This window comes from Bacillus aerolatus (assembly GCF_009183655.1).
In the GTDB taxonomy this organism is placed as follows: domain Bacteria; phylum Bacillota; class Bacilli; order Bacillales; family Domibacillaceae; genus Pseudobacillus; species Pseudobacillus aerolatus.
In genome coordinates this window covers 123464-144340 of the sequence record NZ_WEIO01000010.1, presented here as the reverse complement: position 1 = coordinate 144340, position 20877 = coordinate 123464, and the positions used below count along the sequence as shown (strand labels likewise).

The 20877-nt window shown below is 44.2% G+C and carries 26 protein-coding genes; 9 read left to right on the top strand and 17 right to left on the bottom strand.

Annotated features, from left to right (window positions below; translation table 11 throughout):
- The first annotated feature begins 65 nt into the window (after positions 1-65).
- Both F9802_RS15780 and F9802_RS15775 read left to right on the top strand, forming a co-directional pair.
- Positions 66-584, top strand: coding sequence for a YjcG family protein (locus F9802_RS15780; protein ID WP_152153691.1), 519 nt, complete (start codon positions 66-68; stop codon positions 582-584).
- 4 nt (positions 585-588) lie between these two features.
- The gene (locus tag F9802_RS15775; protein ID WP_152153689.1) at positions 589-1011 is read left to right on the top strand and encodes a GNAT family N-acetyltransferase; all 423 of its coding nucleotides are present in this window, start codon (positions 589-591) and stop codon (positions 1009-1011) included.
- Positions 1012-1172: 161 nt separating this feature from the next.
- Here the strand turns inward: F9802_RS15775 and F9802_RS15770 are convergent, their stop codons facing one another.
- From F9802_RS15770 to F9802_RS15740, 7 genes are all read right to left on the bottom strand, one after another.
- Positions 1173-1436: a hypothetical protein gene (locus tag F9802_RS15770; protein WP_152153687.1), complete on the bottom strand. Its 264-nt coding sequence runs from the start codon at positions 1434-1436 to the stop codon at positions 1173-1175.
- Between the two features lie 100 nt (positions 1437-1536).
- Positions 1537-1800, bottom strand: coding sequence for a stage VI sporulation protein F (locus F9802_RS15765; protein ID WP_152153685.1), 264 nt, complete (start codon positions 1798-1800; stop codon positions 1537-1539).
- Between the two features lie 132 nt (positions 1801-1932).
- Entirely contained in the window at positions 1933-2067 is a 135-nt protein-coding gene (locus F9802_RS15760) for a YjcZ family sporulation protein (protein ID WP_152153683.1), read from the bottom strand.
- A gap of 79 nt (positions 2068-2146) precedes the next feature.
- Positions 2147-2503 (bottom strand): stage V sporulation protein AE, encoded by a 357-nt coding sequence (gene spoVAE / locus F9802_RS15755; RefSeq protein WP_152153681.1) that lies wholly within the window; start codon positions 2501-2503, stop codon positions 2147-2149.
- A gap of 30 nt (positions 2504-2533) precedes the next feature.
- Complete coding sequence (spoVAC, locus tag F9802_RS15750) at positions 2534-3010, bottom strand: stage V sporulation protein AC (protein WP_152153679.1); 477 nt, start codon at positions 3008-3010, stop codon at positions 2534-2536.
- Between the two features lie 12 nt (positions 3011-3022).
- Entirely contained in the window at positions 3023-3475 is a 453-nt protein-coding gene (locus F9802_RS15745; RefSeq protein ID WP_152153677.1) for a YhcN/YlaJ family sporulation lipoprotein, read from the bottom strand.
- A 243-nt stretch (positions 3476-3718) separates the two neighbouring features.
- The gene (locus F9802_RS15740; RefSeq protein ID WP_225435375.1) at positions 3719-4105 is read right to left on the bottom strand and encodes a DUF1360 domain-containing protein; all 387 of its coding nucleotides are present in this window, start codon (positions 4103-4105) and stop codon (positions 3719-3721) included.
- 101 nt (positions 4106-4206) lie between these two features.
- Here F9802_RS15740 and F9802_RS15735 point away from each other — a divergent pair, with 101 nt between their 5' ends.
- A complete protein-coding gene (locus F9802_RS15735; protein WP_152153675.1) occupies positions 4207-4788 on the top strand; it encodes a CotY/CotZ family spore coat protein in 582 nt (193 codons plus the stop codon).
- A gap of 235 nt (positions 4789-5023) precedes the next feature.
- Here the strand turns inward: F9802_RS15735 and F9802_RS15730 are convergent, their stop codons facing one another.
- The 3 genes from F9802_RS15730 to F9802_RS15720 all read right to left on the bottom strand — a co-directional run bounded on the left by F9802_RS15730 (position 5024) and on the right by F9802_RS15720 (position 8386).
- Positions 5024-5527 (bottom strand): CotO family spore coat protein, encoded by a 504-nt coding sequence (locus tag F9802_RS15730; RefSeq protein ID WP_152153673.1) that lies wholly within the window; start codon positions 5525-5527, stop codon positions 5024-5026.
- Between the two features lie 104 nt (positions 5528-5631).
- Entirely contained in the window at positions 5632-6408 is a 777-nt protein-coding gene (gene fabI / locus F9802_RS15725) for an enoyl-ACP reductase FabI (protein WP_152153671.1), read from the bottom strand.
- A 121-nt stretch (positions 6409-6529) separates the two neighbouring features.
- The gene (locus F9802_RS15720; protein WP_152153669.1) at positions 6530-8386 is read right to left on the bottom strand and encodes a monovalent cation:proton antiporter family protein; all 1857 of its coding nucleotides are present in this window, start codon (positions 8384-8386) and stop codon (positions 6530-6532) included.
- 127 nt (positions 8387-8513) lie between these two features.
- Here F9802_RS15720 and prpE point away from each other — a divergent pair, with 127 nt between their 5' ends.
- Positions 8514-9251 carry a bis(5'-nucleosyl)-tetraphosphatase PrpE gene (prpE, locus tag F9802_RS15715; RefSeq protein ID WP_152153667.1) on the top strand — a complete coding sequence of 246 codons (738 nt, stop codon included), beginning with the start codon at positions 8514-8516 and terminating at the stop codon, positions 9249-9251.
- Positions 9252-9590: 339 nt separating this feature from the next.
- Here prpE and F9802_RS15710 read toward each other — a convergent pair whose 3' ends face one another.
- From F9802_RS15710 to F9802_RS15695, 4 genes are read right to left on the bottom strand one after another with little or no spacing between them, the layout of a single operon-like run.
- Entirely contained in the window at positions 9591-10490 is a 900-nt protein-coding gene (locus F9802_RS15710) for an RluA family pseudouridine synthase (protein ID WP_152153665.1), read from the bottom strand.
- A 1-nt stretch (position 10491) separates the two neighbouring features.
- On the bottom strand, positions 10492-11403 hold the full coding sequence (locus F9802_RS15705; RefSeq protein WP_225435374.1) for an NAD kinase: 912 nt from the start codon (positions 11401-11403) through the stop codon (positions 10492-10494).
- Positions 11306-11950: a GTP pyrophosphokinase gene (locus F9802_RS15700; protein WP_152153661.1), complete on the bottom strand. Its 645-nt coding sequence runs from the start codon at positions 11948-11950 to the stop codon at positions 11306-11308. Before F9802_RS15700 ends, F9802_RS15705 begins: the two co-directional genes overlap by 98 nt.
- A 27-nt stretch (positions 11951-11977) precedes the next feature.
- Positions 11978-12355: a UPF0738 family protein gene (locus F9802_RS15695; RefSeq protein WP_152153659.1), complete on the bottom strand. Its 378-nt coding sequence runs from the start codon at positions 12353-12355 to the stop codon at positions 11978-11980.
- Between the two features lie 251 nt (positions 12356-12606).
- On the opposite strand from F9802_RS15695, the gene F9802_RS15690 reads away from it, so the two are divergent.
- The 5 genes from F9802_RS15690 (at position 12607) to F9802_RS19785 (ending at position 15949) form a co-directional block, all read left to right on the top strand.
- Positions 12607-13200 (top strand): CYTH domain-containing protein, encoded by a 594-nt coding sequence (locus tag F9802_RS15690; protein WP_152153657.1) that lies wholly within the window; start codon positions 12607-12609, stop codon positions 13198-13200.
- A gap of 10 nt (positions 13201-13210) precedes the next feature.
- Positions 13211-13870, top strand: a complete 660-nt coding sequence (locus F9802_RS15685) for a lytic transglycosylase domain-containing protein (protein WP_152153655.1) — start codon at positions 13211-13213, stop codon at positions 13868-13870.
- 199 nt (positions 13871-14069) lie between these two features.
- On the top strand, positions 14070-14468 hold the full coding sequence (locus F9802_RS15680; protein ID WP_152153653.1) for a globin domain-containing protein: 399 nt from the start codon (positions 14070-14072) through the stop codon (positions 14466-14468).
- Between the two features lie 23 nt (positions 14469-14491).
- Positions 14492-15319 carry a ClpXP adapter SpxH family protein gene (locus F9802_RS15675; RefSeq protein ID WP_152153753.1) on the top strand — a complete coding sequence of 276 codons (828 nt, stop codon included), beginning with the start codon at positions 14492-14494 and terminating at the stop codon, positions 15317-15319.
- A gap of 465 nt (positions 15320-15784) precedes the next feature.
- Positions 15785-15949, top strand: a complete 165-nt coding sequence (locus tag F9802_RS19785; protein ID WP_191992014.1) for a hypothetical protein — start codon at positions 15785-15787, stop codon at positions 15947-15949.
- Positions 15950-15983: 34 nt separating this feature from the next.
- On the opposite strand, the gene pepF is transcribed toward F9802_RS19785, so the two are convergent.
- The 3 genes from pepF to cls all read right to left on the bottom strand — a co-directional run bounded on the left by pepF (position 15984) and on the right by cls (position 20757).
- Positions 15984-17801, bottom strand: a complete 1818-nt coding sequence (gene pepF / locus F9802_RS15670; protein ID WP_152153651.1) for an oligoendopeptidase F — start codon at positions 17799-17801, stop codon at positions 15984-15986.
- A 64-nt stretch (positions 17802-17865) separates the two neighbouring features.
- Positions 17866-19035: a competence protein CoiA gene (locus F9802_RS15665; RefSeq protein ID WP_152153649.1), complete on the bottom strand. Its 1170-nt coding sequence runs from the start codon at positions 19033-19035 to the stop codon at positions 17866-17868.
- A 207-nt stretch (positions 19036-19242) separates the two neighbouring features.
- Positions 19243-20757 (bottom strand): cardiolipin synthase, encoded by a 1515-nt coding sequence (gene cls, locus F9802_RS15660; RefSeq protein ID WP_152153647.1) that lies wholly within the window; start codon positions 20755-20757, stop codon positions 19243-19245.
- Positions 20758-20877 lie beyond the last annotated feature (120 nt).

Below are 20877 nucleotides of genomic sequence, written 5' to 3'. Positions count from 1 at the left end.
GATTTGTTATAATAAGATGATGAAGTCTTTTCTAAATATTTACTTTATAAGGAGTGTGAAATGGCATGAAGCTTGGCATCGTTATTTTCCCATCAAAAAAGCTGCAAGATTTAACTAACTCATATCGTAAGCGTTATGACCCTCACTATTCGCTCGTACCGCCTCACATTACATTAAAAAGCCCGTTTGACGCTGAGGAAAGCGATCTAAAACAATTAACGGGACAGTTGTGGGATATTGCAAAAAAATATAAACCATTTAATTTTCACGTCAGCAAGGTGAAGTCATTCCACCCGGTGAATAATGTGATTTACTTTAAAGTAGATCCAAACGACACGTTGACTGCGTTGAATCAAGACTTGCATACAGAAGAGGTAACTGGGGGAGAACCGAAATACGCTTTTGTTCCCCATTTAACAGTGGCTCAGGATCTTTCCAATCTGGAACATGATGATGTGTACAATTCGTTAACTATGCTTTCCATTGACCATGAAGAAACGGTGGATCGCTTCCATTTGCTTTACCAGCTGGAAAACGGTTCATGGACGGTCTATGACACATTCTTATTAGGGAAGGAACAATGATCCAGTGAAAGTAATTACCGTAAAGAATGAACAAGGGCGCAATGACGCGTATGACATCCGCAAAAAGGTGTTTGTGGAAGAACAGCGTGTCCCGCTCGAATTAGAAATTGATGAACATGAAGATGCCGCGGTTCACTTCGTCTTATACGACGGCGAGAAGCCTTGCGGCGCTGGACGCTTCCTCATAAAAGATGGCTTCGGCAAAGCGCAAAGAATTTGCGTATTGCCTGAGTACCGCGGTAAAGGTGCTGGCCGGCTGATTATGGATGCATTGGAAACGCATGCGCAAGAGCATAATGCAGCTGCCTTGAAGCTCGATGCACAAACCCACGCGATCCCGTTTTATGAACGTCTTGGCTATGAAGTGATTTCAGACGAGTTCATGGATGCCGGCATCCCGCATAAAACGATGAAAAAAACCTTTTAAACAGAAAACAGAGGCTGTCCCGTAAGTGCCTGGCTCCTCCTCCCCAAGCCATTGTATAGTATTTTATACTATATATGGCTATGGAGGTGCCTGGCTCTTTTTTTTGGGGGACAGCCCCTGTTTTCGTCTTGCGGTAATAGAGAGCTAAGTACTTTTTCAGCTTACACGTACTTATTAATCTGTATACCTTTGCCACTGATTTTTGCGAGGTGCGCCTGAAAAGCTTCGTATTCTTTTTTCTTTGATAGCTGGGCCCTTGTACGGTCGTTCGAAGCCATAGATGCATCAGAGCTATTGTCAAGGATTTTCTTAAAAGAAACCCTTTCTACAGGATCAATGGATGAATAGCTGTCACCGAGTTCATTCACTACGCGTTCCCGGTACTGGCTGTATTGATATTGAGGAATCGGCAGGATGTAGCCCATTTCTCTCTCCTCCCTTTCTTCTTAAAAAAAGTTAGATTTTTTCTTCTTTACCCGCTTTTTTAGAAAACCAAACAAGTTTTTTGAATTATTCGAAAAAATTTTATCCTTTATCTTTTTTATTTAACATGTCTGTGATTGTTTGGATGTCTAGTTTGCTGCCGTCTTTTACAATGGACTGGACAATTTGGTCTTCAAGCTGCTGCGGAACTGGTTTGTTAGCGAGAGCAGCCACGCGCTTGATCACGTCCCGCACTGTTTGTTGATCTTTAAAGTTCGCGTTTTGCAGGGAATTGGCCAGTTCCAACACATCTTTCATTCGGACGCCCGTTTTTTGTTCAATGTTTTTAAAAAATCCGTTATCCATCTTTTTCAACCTCCTTCTTCTCTTTTTTATCTTATGCTTTCATCTAAAAAAAGTTCACTTCCTTCCTGCCAAGAAAAAAGCTGACTGGAACGGGCGTTTTGCATAACCCGTTCTAGTCAGCCTGGTGATTCATTAGCAGTAAAAGCTCGCACCAACGATAATTAACAAAATGAAAAGCACAACGATTAACACGAAAGTAGATGTTCCGCGTCCATAACCACCGCCGTAGCCGCCGTAGCCGCAGCCTCCGCCAAATCCATAGCCCATTCTTCTCACCTCGCTTTTCTTACTTCACTGTTACTATATGAGAAAAACGAGGATTCGTTTGGGCCAATGACTAGTCTGTTTATCCTTTTGGTTTGAATACAGCTGCACCGATAAATCCAAAAACAATAGCAGCGGAAATGCCTGCACTTGTCACTTCAAACATACCGGTCAGCACACCGACAATTCCGTGTTTTTCCGCTTCCTGCATGGCTCCTGCGACGAGCGAATTTCCAAAGCTCATAATCGGAATGGTCGCTCCAGCCCCTGCAAAATCAATTAATGGCTCGTATAAATCAAAGCCGGCCAAAACCGCGCCGGCGACGACCATCGCACTAAGCGTATGGCCTGGTGTTAGTTTGCCGACGTCCATCATTAGCTGGCCGATAACACATATAAGTCCGCCGATGACAAACGCCCAAAAAAACATACCGAGCATCACATGCCACTCCTTTCTTCTCTAGAAGGGCTATAATCCGCCCCACTGAATGAGGATCGTTTTAATTAAAGCAACAACAAAAGCCGCGAACACACCGAACAAGATGACTGATCCCGCCAATTTGAACATATTGCCGCCGACGCCGAGCACAAATCCTTCCGTACGATGTTCGATCGCCGCTGAAATAACGGCGTTTCCGAATCCCGAAACCGGTACAGCACTTCCCGCTCCTGAGTACTGCCCTAAATGGTCATATAGGCCAAACCCTGTTAGCAGCATTGATAAAAATACCATCGTCGCTACCGTCGGGTTCCCGGCCGTCTGTTCGGTGAAATTAAAAAAGTAAATAAAGAAATAAGTAATTGCCTGGCCAAGCGTGCAAATCAAGCCGCCGACGAAAAAAGCGCGCAAGCAGTTTTTAAGAAGCGGCCGCTTAAGTTCATGCTTTTGGTTCAGCTTGTCATATTGCTGCTGGGCAGGTGTCTTTTTTTCATTGTTATTTGCCATGTGCCCTCTCCTTTACGCCCGTTCTTCTTTCAGTTTAATGATCTCATGAAGCCGCTTGTCCGCTTCTTCATCGTTCATTTTTCCCGCATCAATGTCTTCTCGCAGCCTGACCGCTTCAAGGAAAATTTTATAATCGCTCGATACGACAAAGGTTTCTTGTTCATATTGTTTTTCGAGACGCTCTTTCAGGTTTTTTTCGATTTTCTTCATACGAAACCGGTCCAAGTGCCGGACTTTGTAAGCGACGAGAGTGTTGTGGTCACCTTTGATGACGGCTGTATCATAAATTTCATCAATGCCTTCTACTTCTTTGCGGATTTTTTCCACGGATGTTCCATTTTTCTCAATTTGAATCGGTTCCGGATTCGTCGTTTTAATTAATGCGAGCGGGCTGTCTGGTCTTTCTTCCTGCAAGTTGCACCCCGCAAGTATGATGGCCACAATTACAAAAATGACCGTTTTCATGTTTTTCCTCCATTCTTCCTGCCATTTATGTATTAGTTTTTTCTGTTTTGCTGTTTTTATTTATCCAAAAGAAAAAACCGTCTTTATTCAGACGATTTTTTCTTTCTTCTTTTCTTATTTGAACAGCCGCAAGATTTCTTTTTTTGATTTTTATCTTGATTATTTTGGGATGAGGACTCGCTCATTTATTTGTCACATCCTTTTCCCCTCATACATTACTATATGAGACTGGGCTCGAATTGGTTAATCGGAATGGTTGATAAATTGCTGGACGGCTAGTTCAAGGATGGCGGCTCCGCCGGCGATGGCCAGAATAAGAAGCAACATACCGCCAATGCCGGGAAGAAACATATACAACAAACAACAAAAAGCGGACGCCCACATTCCCGTGCACCAGTAGCAGTTAAGCATGCGGCCGATCCACCCTTTCCACCCGTGTGGCTTTGGCACGAGAAATATCTCTACTTCCCCTTTTGCCGATACTTCTTCTATTTCTGTAAAAAAAGGCTCACGTATTTTTTCCATAATCTCGTCAAACACGAGCAGTCTCGTCAGCCGGAAGGAAGAAAGAAAAAGAATGATAAAATCAATAACCGTTATATTCATCATTAACCCTTTCACTTTTGACATAAAATTTTTCTTCGTAAATGCGTCAATTGTCCGTACCCATTCCGCTAAATCCCCATATGTTAGTAATGTAAGAATATTAATTTTCAGAAAGGAGCTTATTTATGAGCTGCAATAAACACGATGATGACCGTCGCGACCGTCATCATAGCGGCTGTGTATGCGAGGTGCTGCGGGCCATTAAAGATTTGCAGGACGAAACGATGGATGACGATTGCCTGGATTGCAAAGACTGTTTAATTGAACCGCTGGGTGACTTAGCCGGTGCACGCCGCCGTAATGCAGATACACGCGTCTTTACATTATCAACAAAAGATGGTACGCCATTCTTTGCTTTCTTTGATTCGGAAAGAGATCACCGCGACTGCCGCGACCACGATCATGGGCATGACCACGACGGGCATGACAGACGTGATCGCCGTGGACGTGATGACGATGACGCCTGCGTGTCTATTTTCTTCCGTGTAGAAGAGGTGTTTAACAACTGTTGCGCACGCCTCCGTGTATTAGCCCCTCTCGATGATGACAGAGATCTAGTGGATATTACGGACGATTGCTGCATCGATCTCCGCAAAGTATGCAAAGTCAGAAACTTCCGTGCTACACGAAGCTGTATCACTGTTGACTTAAATTGCTTCTGCGGCGTTCAATGTGTCAGAGACGTCAACTTAAGAATTTGCGATTAATGAAGAGAAAAAGCAGCGGGTCCAGCCGCTGCTTTTTCCTTTGCGGCCGGTCAGCCCGCGCTTTCGCTCAATCGATTGTTTACTTGTCAGTTGTTTGAATTTGCGAGTGGCGCGCAAACTATACTAGCCGGTTCATCGATTTTACTGGTCACATTCGAAACTTTACGAGCAAGACACATTCATTTTATTTTTTAGAGCACACAATTTGCCGTTCGATCATCCACGCTGCCCTGTTTTATAGCGGACCGAGCAATTTAATACGCTTCAAGTCCTGCCTTTCGATCGTGACAATATCTCCTTTAAACGTTCTTACTTGAATCTGTGTAGGCGAAACTTCACGGAGTATGCCTTTATGAGACTGCTCACCGCAATCAAACAAGCATGGAAGCGTCGTGAACTGCGTCATTAAATGTTGAAGTTTTTCATCCATCTTCATGTCTTGGAAACGTTTGACCGGCTGGATGTCCATCCAGGCAGGCCGCTCTCTCACCTCTTTTTTCTCTTCTTTCGGCGGCTCTTTTTTTTTCTGAACTTGTTCAGGCTCTTTTACGTGTTGATTTGTTTCTTCCGCCAACTTTTCCTTTTTTGTTTCTTCGTAAATTTGGTTCTTTGAATTTTTTTCTGCTTTCTGAGATTCATTTTTCGTGTGATACACTCTTTGCATGACCGGCTCGGGCCAAACAAATTCCGGCTGATGAATATACATAAGCGGCTCGCGCTTTTCTTTATTCTTCTCCATACACACACCTCCTGCCAAGCTTTCTTTTCATTTATATGCCCGTTTTAACCGTTTCATGAAAAAAAGAAAAAAACCCGCTGCGATAGCGGGTTTTGGATTGTATCTTATTTAGCGATAATGTGGAAACCGGAATCGACATGAATGTTTTCACCGGTAATGCCGCGAGCCATGTCACTCAAAAGGAAAACAGCTGTGTCGCCTACTTCTTCCTGTGTTGTTGTGCGGCGCAGCGGTGCGCTTTCTTCAATGTCTTTTAAAATCGAGTTGAAGTCGCCGATTCCTTTTGCTGCGAGTGTACGGATCGGACCGGCAGAAATTGAGTTAACGCGAATGCCGTCTTTGCCGAGGTCTGCTGCCAAGTAGCGCACGCTCGCATCGAGAGACGCTTTTGCGACACCCATGACGTTATAGTTTTTCACGACGCGCTCGCCGCCTAAATATGTCATCGTCATAATACTTCCGCCTTCTGTCATAAGCGGCTTTGCATATTTCGCGACAACAGTGAGTGAATACGCGCTAATATTATGAGCAAGAAGGAAACCTTCACGGGATGTGTCTACAAAGTCCCCTGCTAAATCTTCCTTATTAGCGAAAGCGATACAGTGGGCCAGACCGTGAATCGTTCCGACTTCTTCTTTAATTTTTGCAAAGCACGTTTCAATGTCTTCATCTACAGTAATGTCGCAAGGAAGAATAAGTGATTCATTTCCTTCAAGCGTTTCCGCCAATTCGCGGACATTTTTCTCGAGGCGTTCACCTGCATATGTAAAAACTAACCGGGCGCCGGCTGCATGCAGTGAGCGGGCAATTCCCCAAGCAATACTTCTTTTATTGGCAACTCCCATGACAACAAAGGTTTTTCCTGTTAAAGAAAATGTCATTTCCGTTCCTCCTGTTATTACAAGTTATTAGTACCTAGTAATAATATTAACAGGAAAGCTTCGAATTGAAAAGCACCGTTTGCAAAAAAGCAGCTGAAACATTTGCTTCAGCCGCTTCTTATCATCCTCCGTATTCAAGTTCTAGCTTTAGTTCGTCTACATATTCTTTTGATCCGGTTAAAATAAGCCGGTCTTGCAGGCGAAGTTCTGTATCCCCGTGCGGAACGATCGAATCGTTCCCGCGGAAAATCCGGACGAAAATGACATCGCCGGTAAACGGGAAATTTCTGAGCGTTAGGCCTTCATAGTTGTCATTCAACAATTCCACTTCGTATAGCGATGTTTCTTTATTCGTTAAAATACTAATAATGCTCGGCGATTCAATCAGTGCGCGCAGCAACGCTTTCGCGGACAGGAAGTAAGAGAACGTTTCGATTCCTTTTTCTATCATCTGCTTTTCTACTTCTTCTCTTTCAACGTGGACAATGACACGCTCCACTCCTCTTGCTTTCGCGACCGTCGCCAGTTCCGCATTTTGCTTTTCACTTCCCGTCGCGAATACGAGAATATCGGCTGCGAATACACCGTTTTCCTCCATGACGCTGACAGACAGTTCATCGAGTTCAACGACGTCGAATACCGAGTTGCTCAAGTTGCTTTCATCCGCTTCCGGCTTTTTCCGATAAACGACAGTATCGTATAAAGCGGATTTTAATTCTTTTGAAATCGGCATCGTATATTGATTCGCTCCGACGAAAGCGACTTTAATTTGCTTCTCCTCTTTCATATGAGGCGGAAACAACTTTTTAAAGACGACTGGGGTAATTAAACACGTAATAACAGCCACCAAAATTAACAAACCGCTCATTTGTGCCGTAATGACATCTATCCGTTCCGCGATTTTCGCTGCAGCAATGACGAGTGACAATGTCGATGTCAACAAAAAAGCGGACGCCATCACTGTTTTCATGTCATACCATTTCTTTAAATATAGCATCGGCAGCACTTTGGAAATCAAGAAGGCAATCATTAACAGCGGAATAAGCAGGAGCATTTTTTTGTCGCTTAACAGCGACCATAATTCCAGCTCCACGCCGACCATCACGAAGAAGATCGGGATCAAAAAACCGTAGCCGAACGAATCGAGCTGGCGGACGAGTTCGTGGTTTGGCGCCAGCAGCGAGACGAGCACACCGGCGAGAAAAGCACCGAGAATGTTTTCTGCTCCGACATATTCGGACAAAGCAACGAGCACAATCATTAAAGTAAATACAGCGCGCGTCCCGATTTGTACTGTTCCGGTTGATAAAGCTTCAAAAAGAGGTTTATTTTTAAAGCGTTTGGCAATGAAATAAAGTAATACACCGGCTGCAAACAGCACGAGCAGCAACCACATATTGCCTCCTCCGGCTCCATGGATTGACACGAACACAGCGAGAAGAATCATCGTAACAAGGTCGGCGATGACGGCGACGAGCAAAATAATCTGCCCGATCACTGTTTTCATTAAATGAGCTTCTTTTAACGTCGGCACAACAACGCCAAGCGAGATTGTCGAGATAATCAGCGTCATTAAAAAAGCGTCTTCGATCAAGCCGAGCAAGACGAATAAATAAGATAACCCGAACGACAACACCAAAATGCCGGTAAAAACAATCGTCGCTGCTGCAAATGAATTCGGCTCGGCTTTCCCCGGCAGCATTCTTGGAGCTTCTTTTTTCTTATTGGAAAAAGCGGTAAAATCAATTTCCACTCCGCTTAAAAACATTAAGAAAAGAAAGCCGAGCGTAGACAATGTTTCGAGCCAGACGTCTTGGGCGACAATATCAAAACCGCTTTTCCCGATAATTAAGCCGACAATAATTTCCGCAATGACGACCGGCATAAAGTTCAACTTCAGCCGATGCAGTATAATAGGGGTTAAAAAAGCGGCAACAATAACAATAACTAAGGAAAGTAATGAGGCGTGCTCTTCCATAAAAGAACCTCCTTTTCAGCGAATATTTTATCTTTTCATTGTATAGTAAAAGGAGCAGAATTGGTCTGTCGCTGCAGCCTGTTATTTTTTAAACATTGACATTATTGACTAAAGGAGTGCTTTACACGTGAAAATTGATATTATTGGAGACATCCACGGCTGCTTCCAAGAATTTGAACAATTGACAAAAAAACTTGGTTATTCGTGGGAAAGCGGACTCCCCGTTCACCCGCAAGACCGCTTGCTCGGCTTTGTCGGCGATTTAACCGACCGCGGCCCGGCGTCCGTCCTTGTCATGGAAACGGTCCATGATTTATGGGAGCAAAATCTCGCGTATTATGTGCCTGGCAACCATTGCAATAAACTGTACCGGATGCTCCTCGGCAATAAAGTTAATATCAACAACGGGCTGGACACAACCGTCGCTGAGCTTAATGAACTGAACAACCGCGACTATAAGCGAGTGAAAAAAAAGTTCATGACGTTGTATGAACAATCGCCGCTTTATCACATCCTCGATGACGGACGCTTAATCATCGCTCATGCCGGCATCCGAGAATGTGACATCGGCAAATACAACTCCAAAGTAAAAACATTTGTCTTGTACGGCGACATTACTGGCGAAACGCATCCCGACGGCTTTCCTGTCCGGCGCGACTGGGCGAAAACGTACTACGGGAAGCCATGGATTATTTACGGCCACACACCGACGAAAGAAGTCCGGATCATCAACCACTCTGCCAACATTGATACCGGTGCCGTTTTTGGTGGAGCCTTAACGGCTTTTCGCTACCCTGAAAAAGAAACAGTCTCTGTCCCTTCGTCCATGCCATTCACCCCGGAAAAATTCCGCCGCATCGAGTAAGAAAAGCGGAAGGCGCCCGCCTATCAAGGAGCGCAGAATAAATTCGCCACATCCTATGACAACGTCCGCATGACCCGCTTCCTGCGGGCCTCAAGCACAAGACGATCCGGCTGGAAGGCTGTTCTTTAACCTTCTGGACGGATTGGCTTGTAACCTCGAGCCGATGGCGCCTGGAGCTGGCCACCAAAGCTAAGTATAAAAACTATGCTTTTTTATTCATCAGAGAAAAAACGGCCCGCCAGCGACGAGGCGGACCATAGATAGGCAACTCTGCCGGAAAGCGGGGCAGAGTTGTTTTTAATTTTAGGGCTGCTGTTCACGATTTCCGAGCGTTGTTCATCATTTCCCCGCACTCTCTACCACTTTCTGCATGTCTTCCGGCAGCGGCAGTTGAAAGTGCATGTTTTCTTTTGTGACAGGATGCGAAAAAGACAACTGGCCGCAATGGAGGGCCTGGCGGTTGATTTCCGTCAAGGAACCGCCGTACAAACTGTCACCGAGCAGTGGATGGCCAATATGGGCCATGTGTACACGGATTTGGTGCGTGCGGCCGGTTTGCAATTGAAGCGCCACACGGGTGAATCGCGAAAATGATTCAATCACATCAAAATATGTGCAGGCGTATTGACCGTCTGCTCTTACTTCGCGTTCAATAATGCTCGTTTCCTTCCGGCCGATCGGTTCTTCAACCCGGCCGGTTTGGGCGGAAAGTACGCCGCCGGCCAGTGCTTCATACGAACGGGATATCAAATGCTTCTTTTGCATGTCTGAACATAAATGGTGAACGTGCCGGTGCTTTGCAATCAGTACGAGCCCAGATGTGTCACGGTCGAGTCTAGTGACAATGTGAATAGTGGCTTCAATTCCCTTTTCCTCGTAGTAACCGAGCAGTCCATTCGCAAGGCTTCCTGACGGGTGTTCCCGGGAAGGAATGGTAGCCATCCCCGCCGGCTTAGCGATAACAAGCAAGTATTTATCTTCAAAGACGATAGAGAGCGGAAAACGCTCCTTCACTATCCCTTCGCCTGGCACTTCCCGGGGGAAAATAACGTCAATGCTGTCTCCCGCTTTTAATTGAAAGCGAACGTTTTCTTCCCGGCCATTAACTGAAATCCGGCCGCCGTTAAACTTAATATGTGTCAGCGCCCGCCGGGAAATTTGCTGTTCGGCCAAAAATTCCCGCAGCCCTTTTCCCTCGTCTTGTCCCGCTGCTGTCCAATTCAATCGAAATCTTTTCATGTTAACTGCTGACGAACGAATCGTGCACTCGTTTCCAGAACGGGAACGGCCGAAAGCGGGCAAAGCGGATTTTCTCGTTCGCTACCCGGTATTGAATCGACTTCACGTCTTTATGAAGCAGCGTCAAATGATCGATCGTCACGAGAAAGTCGAGCCGGTTGACCGGCTTTAGCATACACGTATGATGAGCAGGCAAAATTAAAGGCGAACCGACTGTCCGGAACACCCGGTTATTAATCGAAGCCATTTCTGCCAGCTGCAGTGCACGAATAGATGGGTGCAAAATGGCGCCGCCGAGTGCTTTATTGTAAGCAGTGCTTCCTGACGGGGTGGAAACACACAGGCCGTCGCCGCGGAAGCGTTCAAAATGGTCGCCGCGAATTTCCACGTCCATGACGAGCGTCCCTTCCACACTTTTTACTGTTGATTCGTTTAACGCAAGATATCTCGTTTCCTTGCCGCCGCTTTGATAGCGGATGATGGTTTCGAGAAGCGGGTACTCAATAATCTGGTAAGGAGTGCGTGCAATGGCAATAACGAGCTTTTCAATTTCATCGGGCACCCAGTCAGCATAAAAGCCGAGGTGGCCTGTATGAACACCGACAAACGCCGTTTTATCAAGCCGTGAGCTATAACGGTGAAACGCGTATAAAAGCGTGCCGTCTCCCCCGACTGAAATAACGATATCCGGCTTGTTTTCATCATACGTTAACTTAAAATCAAGCAAGTATGCGCGGATCTTATGCATTAACGCATTGGACTCGGCATCTCCTTTAGACGTTACAGCAAATTTCATATGGAACCACCTTCTCTCTTTATTCTTTCGTTCTGTGGTCGTTCGCCTGTTCTTTTTTCTTCGTAAAGAACGCTTGCGCTTCTTTAATTTCCTCACGGATGAGCGACATTTCTTCATCCAGACGGAAAGCGGCTTCTGCCGCGCGCTGCAGCCTCATTTGAATTTCTTCTGGGAACTGTCCTTCGTATTTGTAGTTTAATGAATGTTCAATCGTTGCCCAAAAGTTCATTGCCAGCGTGCGGATCTGAATTTCAGCGAGTATCTTTTTCTCGCCATTAATCGTTTGCACAGGATATTCAATGACCATATGATACGACCGGTAGCCGCTCGGTTTTTTATGGGAAATGTAATTTTTCTCTTCAATAATTTTAAAATCTTTGCGCATGCGCAGCTTCATGACGACTTTGATAATGTCATCGACAAACTGGCACATCATGCGGACACCAGCAATGTCTTGTATTTCGGTTTCAAGGCGGTCAAACGGAATATTTTTTTCGCTCGCTTTATCAAGAATGCTCGCAACCGGCTTGACTCGGCCTGTGACAAATTCAATCGGTGAATGTTCATCTCCACGCTCAAACTGTGTCCGCATTCCGCGCAGCTTGACTTTCAGCTCATCCACTGCTTGTTTATAAGGTACTAAAAATTCATCCCAATTCGTCATTTCTCTTCCCTCTCAGACTCGGCTGCATTATTGTTGGTGTAAAAAAGTCGTCTCCACTTTTTCCACCATTTCATCTCCGTAATTGCTGTTCCCTTCAATGTTACTGACTAAATAAAGGAGTTCTTCTTTCCAGCCATCAAGTTCGAGGATCACATCTTCACCTGCTGCAAAAAGACGAGCTTCTTCTTTCAATGCTTTTTGAAGAGCTCCCCATGCAGTTTCATGTATGTATAAATAAATAAATTCATCGTTTTCTTCAGCTAAGTATACAAAAGCTGCTGCATCGGAATCTACAATCATCTGTCCCGCTGCTCGAATGCCTGTCATCTTTACAGGCGGTTCTGCATGCAGTTCCAACCCACTTCCACTCCACGTTGCTTTTGTAAAATGAATTGTTTTTCTCATTCTCTTTTTCCCCTTTCCATGCCTGCTGTGCTAAAATCATTTTTGGAGCGAAAGCCCCTAGCTAGCCGCGATAAGCATAAGACGAATAGCGTGGAGGCAGTTCCTTTGCTGCCACGGCTATTTAACTTATAACCCCAAGCGCCTATCCAACGCGCTAACGTTAAAAACCCATTTCATATTTTAACACATATATACATTTCAAATACAGAGCTATGGATGATCGCAGCGAATTTATAGAAAGAGGGACGAATATGAGCCAGGAATTAGAGATTGAGTTTAAAAACATAGTCAGTGAGGCAGATTTCGACCGACTTGTAAATGCCTTTCACATACAGCCAGAGGATTTTCACGTGCAGCATAATCATTACTTAGACACAGAATCATTTCTGTTAAAAAAAGCAGGCTGTGCGCTGCGTGTCCGGGAGAAGAACGGGACATTTGAATTAACGTTAAAAGAGCCAGCAGTGGACGGGTTGCTTGAAACGAATGAGGTACTTTCCCGTTCGGAAGCAGAGACTCTTTTAGCGGGCGGGCCTTTCCCGGATGGGCCTGTAAAAAAAGCTATTCAATATTTAATAACCGATTTCACTAACTTAAAACATTTCGGTACGTTATCTACGAAAAGAGCGGAAACAGCCTTTGAAGGAGGCCTCCTCGTTTTTGACAACAGCTTCTATTTAAACCGCGAAGACTATGAAATTGAATACGAAGCAGCGGAAAGAAAAAGCGGAGAGAAAATCTTCCATGATTTATTTAAAAGGTATCAAATTCCTGTAAAACAAGCCGATAATAAAGTAAGAAGATTTTACAACGAAAAATTACGCCAGTCAGCTGGTAACAAATAGGGAGCGAACGATGAGCAGCGATTTATTTAAAACAATGTTTGAGACGAATGCCTTGCGAAGCATGTCTATGTATCCCGGTACAGCCCCTTCTGCTGCACCAGCCCCGAGCCAAGTGTTTGGGGCTGTACTACAGCAGGCTTTAATGCAAGGGCTGGAACTTGCCGGCGGAGGGTCTCTTGAAGGTTCTTTATTAGATTCTGATACGGCTGCTTTCACTTCTTCGGCATTGCCGATTGCTGCTCTTCCGACGAAACCAGGAGCAGATGTTCTCAAACCGGTAAGTACAACAACAAAAACAGATTTTGATGACATTATTACAAGAGCAGCTGAAAAATATAACATACCAAAGAAATTAATCCAGGCAGTCATCCGCCAAGAATCAAACTTTAACCCGGACGCGAAAAGCTACGTTGGCGCAGCCGGCCTGATGCAGCTAATGCCGGCCACCGCACGCGGGCTTGGCGTTCATAATTCATTTGATCCTGAACAAAATGTATTCGGCGGCACGAAATATCTTCGCCAAATGCTGGATCAATTTGACGGCAACATTAAACTCGCGCTCGCTGCTTACAATGCAGGTCCGGGCAACGTAAAAAAATACGGCGGCATTCCCCCATTTAAAGAAACTCAAAATTATGTACGTAAAATTAGTGCTAACTATTACGCCTGATGCTTATATTTAAGGGGCTGTCTTAAAAGTCTGTTACTCAATGACTTTTAAGACAGCCCCTTCTCTTTCCCCTGATAAATTTCTCATTATAATTCAGAACAGCCACCTGTAAAAAATAGGCATAAGCACTTTGTTTGTGTTATAACAGCCCCCTTGATAAAATGAATTTACAACTACAAGGTAAAAAGGAGTTATTGGTATGGGCGAAAAATCAATAGCACCATTTGACTATATCGGCGAAGAAAAGCTTTCAAAACTTGTTGATGTGTTCTATTCAAAAGTTGGTCAACATCCTGACTTATTTCCAATTTTCCCTGATGACTTGACGGAAACGGCCCGCAAGCAAAAACAATTTTTAACTCAATATTTAGGCGGTCCTTCTTTATACACTGATGAACATGGCCACCCGATGCTTCGGGCGCGCCATTTGCCTTTTCCGGTAACCCCGAAACGCGCTGCTGCCTGGCTGCACTGTATGAGTGAAGCGATGGATGAAATTGAATTGCATGGCGACATACGTGACTTTTTATATCATCGGCTTGAGTTAACGGCCAATCACATGGTCAATCAGCCGGAAGAACCAGGTGAAGACTATTGAAACCATCATTGTTGCTTAACCGGATGTGTTCGACTCAGCAGAAACCACTAGAGATTTATATGTTCGTGGATCCTCTTTGTCCGGAATGCTGGGCGCTTGAGCCGTTTATCCGCAAGCTTCACATTGAATACGGCCGCTATTTTCGCTTAAAGCAAGTGCTGACAGGCAGCCTGGCCACATTGAATCTTCAAAAACATAAATGTGAATCCATATCCCAAAAGTGGGATGCATCGGCAGCCCGATCCGGCATGTCATGTGACGGCACTCTCTGGATCGATCAGCCTGTCTCTTCTCCGTTCCTGGCATCGATTGCTATTAAAGCTGCGGAACTGCAAGGCCGCCGGGCCGGAAGCCGTTTTTTACGGAAAGTGCAGGAAGTGCTGTTTATTGGCAAGCAAAACATTTCTGATCTTGCCGTGCTGACAGATTGTGCAAAAGAAGCCGGCCTTGATAAAGTTGAGTTTTTAAATGATATTCATTCTTCCAGCGCGGCAAAAGCCTTTCAATGTGATTTAAAAATTTCGTCGGAAATGGAAGTGGAAGAAGCCCCTACACTTGTTTTCTTTAATGAAAATATTGAAGAAGAAGGCATCAAAATTACCGGCCTCTATTCCTATGATATTTATGTACAGATTTTAGAAGAAATGCTCGAAGAAATTCCGGAGCCGCAATCTCCTCCTTCACTCGAAGACTTTTTGAAGCAATTTCGCTTCACTGCCACGAAAGAGATTAGCGAAGTGTACAATTGGACAGAAAACGAAGTGGAAAGAGAAATGAAAAAACTTCTCCTTCAACGTAAAGTCCGTAAAGTACCAGTAAAGTTTGGCTCTATATGGGAATATATCAATTAAAATAATACGCCGGAATTAGTTCCGGTATTTTTTTATAAGTAAACAGTCTGCTTCCCAGGCTGTTTTTTTATTGTGGAGATCCGCTGCATAACAAATGCGCCATCGCCTTGATCAGCGATTGTGCTTTCCTCAATGTCTAGCTGCAGGTGCTAGAGCTGGATGTAGATCCGCTCCATTAGCAAAGTTATCCACCATGAAATTATTTTATCGTTTCCTAGGCAACAAAAAGAAAAGACCTTGTATCATTACAAGGCCTTTTCTCACGAACAAAGGGGATGGGAGAAATTTTTCACGGTCAAACAAAGGGGTATATGTTTGCGTGTGATCAACTTCACAATTATTATATTATCATGTACGTACAACTAAAAACAAGCTCTTGCACATCTTTTCACACATTTGTCATAACACTGGAATAGTAAGCGTAAACTAACATATAATGGGACGTTTTTTGCAGGAGGGTGACAAATGAAATGGATGGCTTTTTGGCTTTATGCTTCTCTCGTAGCGGCTGCGTTTTTATTTAATTTGCTGGGCTTGCTGAATTTATATCCTTTATATGTAACGGCACCGATTTTGTTTATTGTTTTATTTTTGCCGGTATACTTCATGAACAGACAACGGTTGAAGTAAAAAAGTCTCCGTGATTAGGAGACTTTTTTCATTTTTAAGATAAAAGCTGTTCCATTTCATTCAGCTTTTGCTCAAATACTTTGCATGCTTCTTCAATTGGAGCGGCTGTTGTCATGTCAACACCGGCTTTTTTCAATACTTCAATCGCATAGTCGGAGCTGCCCGCTTTCAAGAATTCGTTAATGTAACGATCTACCGCCGGCTGCCCTTCTTCTAAAATTTGAGCGCTCAATGCAGTCGCCGCACTGAAGCCAGTTGCATACTGGTACACATAGTAGTTGTAATAAAAATGCGGAATACGCGCCCACTCTAGGCCGATTTCTTCATCGATGACCATGCCATCGCCAAAATACTTTTTGTTCAGTTCATAATATTCTTTCGTGAGTGCATCCGCTGTCAGCGCTTCTCCATTTTGAGCTTTCATATGAATAATATGTTCAAATTCAGCAAACATCGTCTGACGGAAAACCGTGCCTCGGAAGCCTTCGAGGTAATGGTTCAAAATGTAAAGACGCTTCTTTTCATCGTCCAAGTTTTTGAGCAGATAGTCATTCAGCAGCGCTTCATTGCACGTAGAAGCCACTTCTGCAACAAAGATGGAATAATTGCCGTACACGTATGGCTGAGCAGCGCGTGTGAAATAGCTGTGCATGCTGTGGCCGAATTCATGGGCAAGAGTAAATAAGTTGTTCACGTTGTCCTGCCAATTCATTAAAATGTACGGATTTGTTCCGTACGCGCCCGAGGAATAAGCCCCGCTGCGTTTGCCTTTATTTTCAACAACATCGACCCAGCGGCTTTCCAGGCCATTTTTCAATGTATTGATGTATTCTTTGCCTAATGGTACTAAACCGTTCACCATATATTCTTTTGCTTCCTCATAAGATACTTTCATTTTTACATCTTTGACGAGTGGTGTGTACAAGTCATACATATGAAGCTCGTCGACGCCGAGCACTTTTTTGCGCAGCTCAATGTAGCGGTGGAGCAAATGCAAGTTTTTATTTACTGTATTAACGAGGTTGTCATATACCGCTTCCGGAATGTTGTTGCCGGCCAGCGCACTTTCTCTCGCATTATTATAATTTCTTACGCGCGCATAAAAATTGTCTTTCTTAATCTGGCTGCTAAGCGTGCTCGCAAACGTATTTTTAAATTGTCCATACGTTTTATAAACAGCTTTAAACGCTTCTTCCCGTACACGGCGGTCATCTGACTCTAAAAACTGAATGTAGCGGCCGTGCGTAATTTGTACATCTTCGCCATTTTCATCTTTGATTATCGGGAACTCAAGATCAGCATTATTCAGCATGCCAAATGTGTTACTGGACGCAGAAGTCACTTCGGAAGCTTGCGCCAGCAAGTTCTCTTCTGCTGCGGATAAGACGTGTGAGCGCTGCAAATTGATTTCGTCAATCGCCTGCTCGTATACTTTCAACCCGTCATGATCTGCCACGAATTGCTGCAGCTTTGCTTCGTCAATCGCCAAAATTTCCGGCACGGCATAAGAAAGTGCACTCGCTATTTGTGTATATAAATTTTTGGCGCGGTCGTCCAATCCCTGGTAGTGGGAATTTGTTGTGTCTTGGTCGTAGCGCATATGGGAATATGTATACAGTTTGCCCATGCGCTCAAGCAGTTCATCTTGGTAAGTGAAAAAACGGTGGAGGCTTTCGGCACTTTCCCCAAGAGTTCCTTGATACGTTTGCGCTTGTTCAGACAATTGTTTTACTTGCTTGAACTCTTCTTCCCATACAGCATCGCTTTGAAAAATATCTTCAAGCCGCCACGTAAGCTCCGCCGGTACTTGTTCTCTTGCTGGCAGCTGCTTTACTGCTTGTTCGTTCGTCATCTCTAACCCCTCCAGTTTCCATAATTTCTCTTCCTCTTTATCATATTATTGTACGCAGAAAAACTCAAAAAATAAGCCGGTTCATAATTAATTCTTCATAGTCTGCTGCAAACCTTTTTTCTTTCGCCATCTGTTCAAAAGTTGTCTTGCTTGCTTGTAAACTTTTTACATCAGCGGACTGTAAAAGAAACAAGTATTCTTTTGTGAGATCCGTTACAGTTAGCGACGACACAAGCGGAAATATATTCATCTGCAAGTTTCCTTTTGCCACATATTCTTCAATGACATTTACTGCTTCTTGCACTCCTGCCTCTTTCTTACGCGACAGTAAATCCTTCCATAAATAAAACTGCCATTCGATGGGATGATTTTTTATGAGCGCCATATAGCGCACTGGCACTCCGATCCATTCTGGCAGTAAAAATGGATTGTGGCCTGTTTTATATACTAGGCTTAAAAAAGGATGGTATACCCCTTGTTTGAAATATAACTGCTTTTGAATCCATTGATTTTTTTGCTTGAACCATTGGGAAAGTGAAAACAATGTGGGAGGCTGCTTCTTTGCAAACGAAGGCGGATAAGGCAAATAAGTGAGCGGGATGATTTGCACAGATGCGGAATAAAGCGAGGCACTGATGGGGGTGAGCTGGGAATAAAGAAGAAATGCTTCACGTTCAGGACAGTACATTAAAAACCAGAAACCAAACAGCGGAGAGTATTGAAAAAAGAGGCGGTGAAACGCGGAAAAACGATAGAGATGAGCCTGCTTTTTAATCGGTGGACCACCGTAAATCCAAAGTGGAAAAACACCGTTTGCTTTGTAGCCGGCTGTTCTTTTTACAAATAAATTTGCCGATATATGGGAGCATTGATACTCAACCGCCACCTTCCCTTCAGCAAGCAGATCCGGCCGCTGGGAAATATCTGGCAAAAAGGCTTCCAGCTTCACTTTCTCATAACGGCTGATCCAGCTATATAAATCCACTTTCCCTTTTAAATGACGATCAGACTCCCTTTCAGTAAATGAGTCACACGAATGAGCTTGCATGTGGGCAAAATGAGGAACTTTCACAGCGCCTGCTTTTAATATTACAGGCTGGCGGCAGACGGGGCAAAAGTGGCGGGAAGACCTCAGCTCGCTAATCAAGGCTTCAGGCGGCCGCTTTACCAGACTGATCGCCTTCCCATGTTGATCAACAGCAACGAGCATAATAACACTCCTTTCACTCTTCACTTATTCGCTTCTTTTCTGCAATGTCCTGCCGGGAAATGATAGGAAACTAAAAGAACAGGACGTTGTTCACCTTTTTGGCCAGGTTATTCACGACTTCGAGACGTTGTTCATTTTTTCAGCCATGTTGTCCACGACTTTGACCTACGGCCGCCGCTTTTGGCTCCCTGTATGCATAAAAAAAGCAAAACCACATCGGGTTTTGCTTTTTTACAATAATGGCGACAGGAGCCTTGATGTTGATTCGATGAAGCGGTAGCCTAAGTGGCGGCCGTTGAAATCGTCGAGATCAATTTCATCGGAGGCGTTCATGTCGTTAATGTATTCTTTTACAAGCGATTCGATGCTGTGTGTGTGGTACAAAAAGGCATTCACTTCAAAATTTAAGTGGAAGCTTCTCATGTCCATGTTGGATGTGCCGATAGATGCTATTTCGCCGTCGACGATGATGAACTTGCTGTGCATAAAGCCTTCTTTGTATTCAAATATGCGCGCACCTGCTTCAAGAAGACCTGGAAAATAAGAACGAGAAGCATGAAAAACGATACGCTTATCCGGGCGTTGCGGCATTAACAGCCGGACGTCCACGCCGCTGAGAGCAGCAATTTTCAGCGCGGAAAAAATATCTTCATCCGGAATGAAGTAAGGCGTGGCGATCCAGACAAATTCCTGTGCGGATGTGATCATCGAAAAGAAAATATTTTTAATGACGCTCCACTCATTGTCCGGACCGCCGGCGATCATTTGGACGCCGCCGGTTCTTCTCACTTTTTTCTCCGGTTCAGGCGTTAAGTAGCCTGGTGTAATAAAGCTGTCATTCGTCATGTAATACCAGTCCTGTAGGAAAATTAACTGCAGCGAACGCACTGCTTCTCCGCGGACGTAAAGATGGGTGTCACGCCAAGCCCCAAACTGAGGCACTTTCCCTAAATATTCGTCGCCGATATTTAAGCCGCCGACAAAGCCAATATTTCCATCAATGACGATGATTTTCCGGTGGTTGCGAAAATTGAATTTACTATTAAAAAACGGAAGCTTTACCGGACCGAATGGCATTATTTCCACTCCTGCTTCCCGCAGCTCTTGAATATAAGCTTTAGAAAGGTTCCACGAACCGACTGAGTCGTATAAAAAACGGACATTCACGCCGTCTCTTGCTTTTTCGATCAGCACGTCTTTAATTTCATTGCCGATGCCATCTGCACGGACAATATAATACTCCAAATGAATATGGTGCCTCGCTTTTTTCAACTCTTCTAAAATCGAGGCGTATGTCTCTTTTCCGTTTGTCAGCAATTCCGTTTCGGTATGAAAAGAAATGCCGCTGCTTCCAAGTCGTTCTGCAAGCGTATAAATCGTGTGCTCTCCGTATTTTTGAAAGTGCTTCTTCAAGTCTTCTTTTGAATGGGTGAACTTGTACTGATTGTATGTTTCTTTATCAAGTATGTATTTTTTCTTAAACATGCGTTCTTTCCGATAGCTTCTGCCAAACAGCAAATAAAAAATAAACCCGAACAGCGGAAAGGCGCCTAATACGATGAGCCATGTAATGGTTTGAGTAGGATGCCTGTTTTCAAAGAAAATTAAAAAGCTGATGACAATCACCGTCAGCGTTAACGCCATACTCATATATTTTAACAGCCCGCTCATATAATGATCGGCCCATAAAACATAAATTACTAAAACAGCCAAAATAAAGCTAGCTACTTTTACTGTGTTATTCATACCCCATTTTCAGCCCTCTCTGCTTCTGCTGCTGTTTTTTCTGCTATTATACCCTCTTTAGCATAAAGAGAAGCCTTTCCGCCAAATTTGCGGCCAATAAAAAAAGCGCTGATTTCAAGT

Bases quoted from the DNA above. Each gene is read 5' to 3' on its own strand.
- F9802_RS15735 (WP_152153675.1), top strand. From the start codon at position 4,207: ATGAGCTGCAATAAACACGATGATGACCGTCGCGACCGTCATCATAGC.
- F9802_RS15710 (WP_152153665.1), bottom strand. From the start codon at position 10,490: ATGAAAAGATTTCGATTGAATTGGACAGCAGCGGGACAAGACGAGGGA.
- F9802_RS15680 (WP_152153653.1), top strand. From the start codon at position 14,070: ATGGGCGAAAAATCAATAGCACCATTTGACTATATCGGCGAAGAAAAG.
- spoVAE (WP_152153681.1), bottom strand. From the start codon at position 2,503: ATGCTCGGTATGTTTTTTTGGGCGTTTGTCATCGGCGGACTTATATGT.
- F9802_RS15685 (WP_152153655.1), top strand. From the start codon at position 13,211: ATGAGCAGCGATTTATTTAAAACAATGTTTGAGACGAATGCCTTGCGA.
- F9802_RS15695 (WP_152153659.1), bottom strand. From the start codon at position 12,355: ATGAGAAAAACAATTCATTTTACAAAAGCAACGTGGAGTGGAAGTGGG.
- fabI (WP_152153671.1), bottom strand. From the start codon at position 6,408: ATGACATTTTCTTTAACAGGAAAAACCTTTGTTGTCATGGGAGTTGCC.
- F9802_RS15760 (WP_152153683.1), bottom strand. From the start codon at position 2,067: ATGGGCTATGGATTTGGCGGAGGCTGCGGCTACGGCGGCTACGGCGGT.
- F9802_RS15720 (WP_152153669.1), bottom strand. From the start codon at position 8,386: ATGGAAGAGCACGCCTCATTACTTTCCTTAGTTATTGTTATTGTTGCC.
- F9802_RS15700 (WP_152153661.1), bottom strand. From the start codon at position 11,950: ATGACGAATTGGGATGAATTTTTAGTACCTTATAAACAAGCAGTGGAT.
- F9802_RS15740 (WP_225435375.1), bottom strand. From the start codon at position 4,105: ATGTCAAAAGTGAAAGGGTTAATGATGAATATAACGGTTATTGATTTT.
- pepF (WP_152153651.1), bottom strand. From the start codon at position 17,801: ATGACGAACGAACAAGCAGTAAAGCAGCTGCCAGCAAGAGAACAAGTA.
- F9802_RS15690 (WP_152153657.1), top strand. From the start codon at position 12,607: ATGAGCCAGGAATTAGAGATTGAGTTTAAAAACATAGTCAGTGAGGCA.
- F9802_RS15675 (WP_152153753.1), top strand. From the start codon at position 14,492: ATGTGTTCGACTCAGCAGAAACCACTAGAGATTTATATGTTCGTGGAT.
- F9802_RS15705 (WP_225435374.1), bottom strand. From the start codon at position 11,403: ATGAAGAAATGTCGCTCATCCGTGAGGAAATTAAAGAAGCGCAAGCGT.
- F9802_RS15730 (WP_152153673.1), bottom strand. From the start codon at position 5,527: ATGGAGAAGAATAAAGAAAAGCGCGAGCCGCTTATGTATATTCATCAG.
- F9802_RS15765 (WP_152153685.1), bottom strand. From the start codon at position 1,800: ATGGATAACGGATTTTTTAAAAACATTGAACAAAAAACGGGCGTCCGA.
- F9802_RS15780 (WP_152153691.1), top strand. From the start codon at position 66: ATGAAGCTTGGCATCGTTATTTTCCCATCAAAAAAGCTGCAAGATTTA.
- F9802_RS15770 (WP_152153687.1), bottom strand. From the start codon at position 1,436: ATGGGCTACATCCTGCCGATTCCTCAATATCAATACAGCCAGTACCGG.
- F9802_RS15745 (WP_152153677.1), bottom strand. From the start codon at position 3,475: ATGAAAACGGTCATTTTTGTAATTGTGGCCATCATACTTGCGGGGTGC.
- spoVAC (WP_152153679.1), bottom strand. From the start codon at position 3,010: ATGGCAAATAACAATGAAAAAAAGACACCTGCCCAGCAGCAATATGAC.
- F9802_RS19785 (WP_191992014.1), top strand. From the start codon at position 15,785: ATGAAATGGATGGCTTTTTGGCTTTATGCTTCTCTCGTAGCGGCTGCG.
- cls (WP_152153647.1), bottom strand. From the start codon at position 20,757: ATGAATAACACAGTAAAAGTAGCTAGCTTTATTTTGGCTGTTTTAGTA.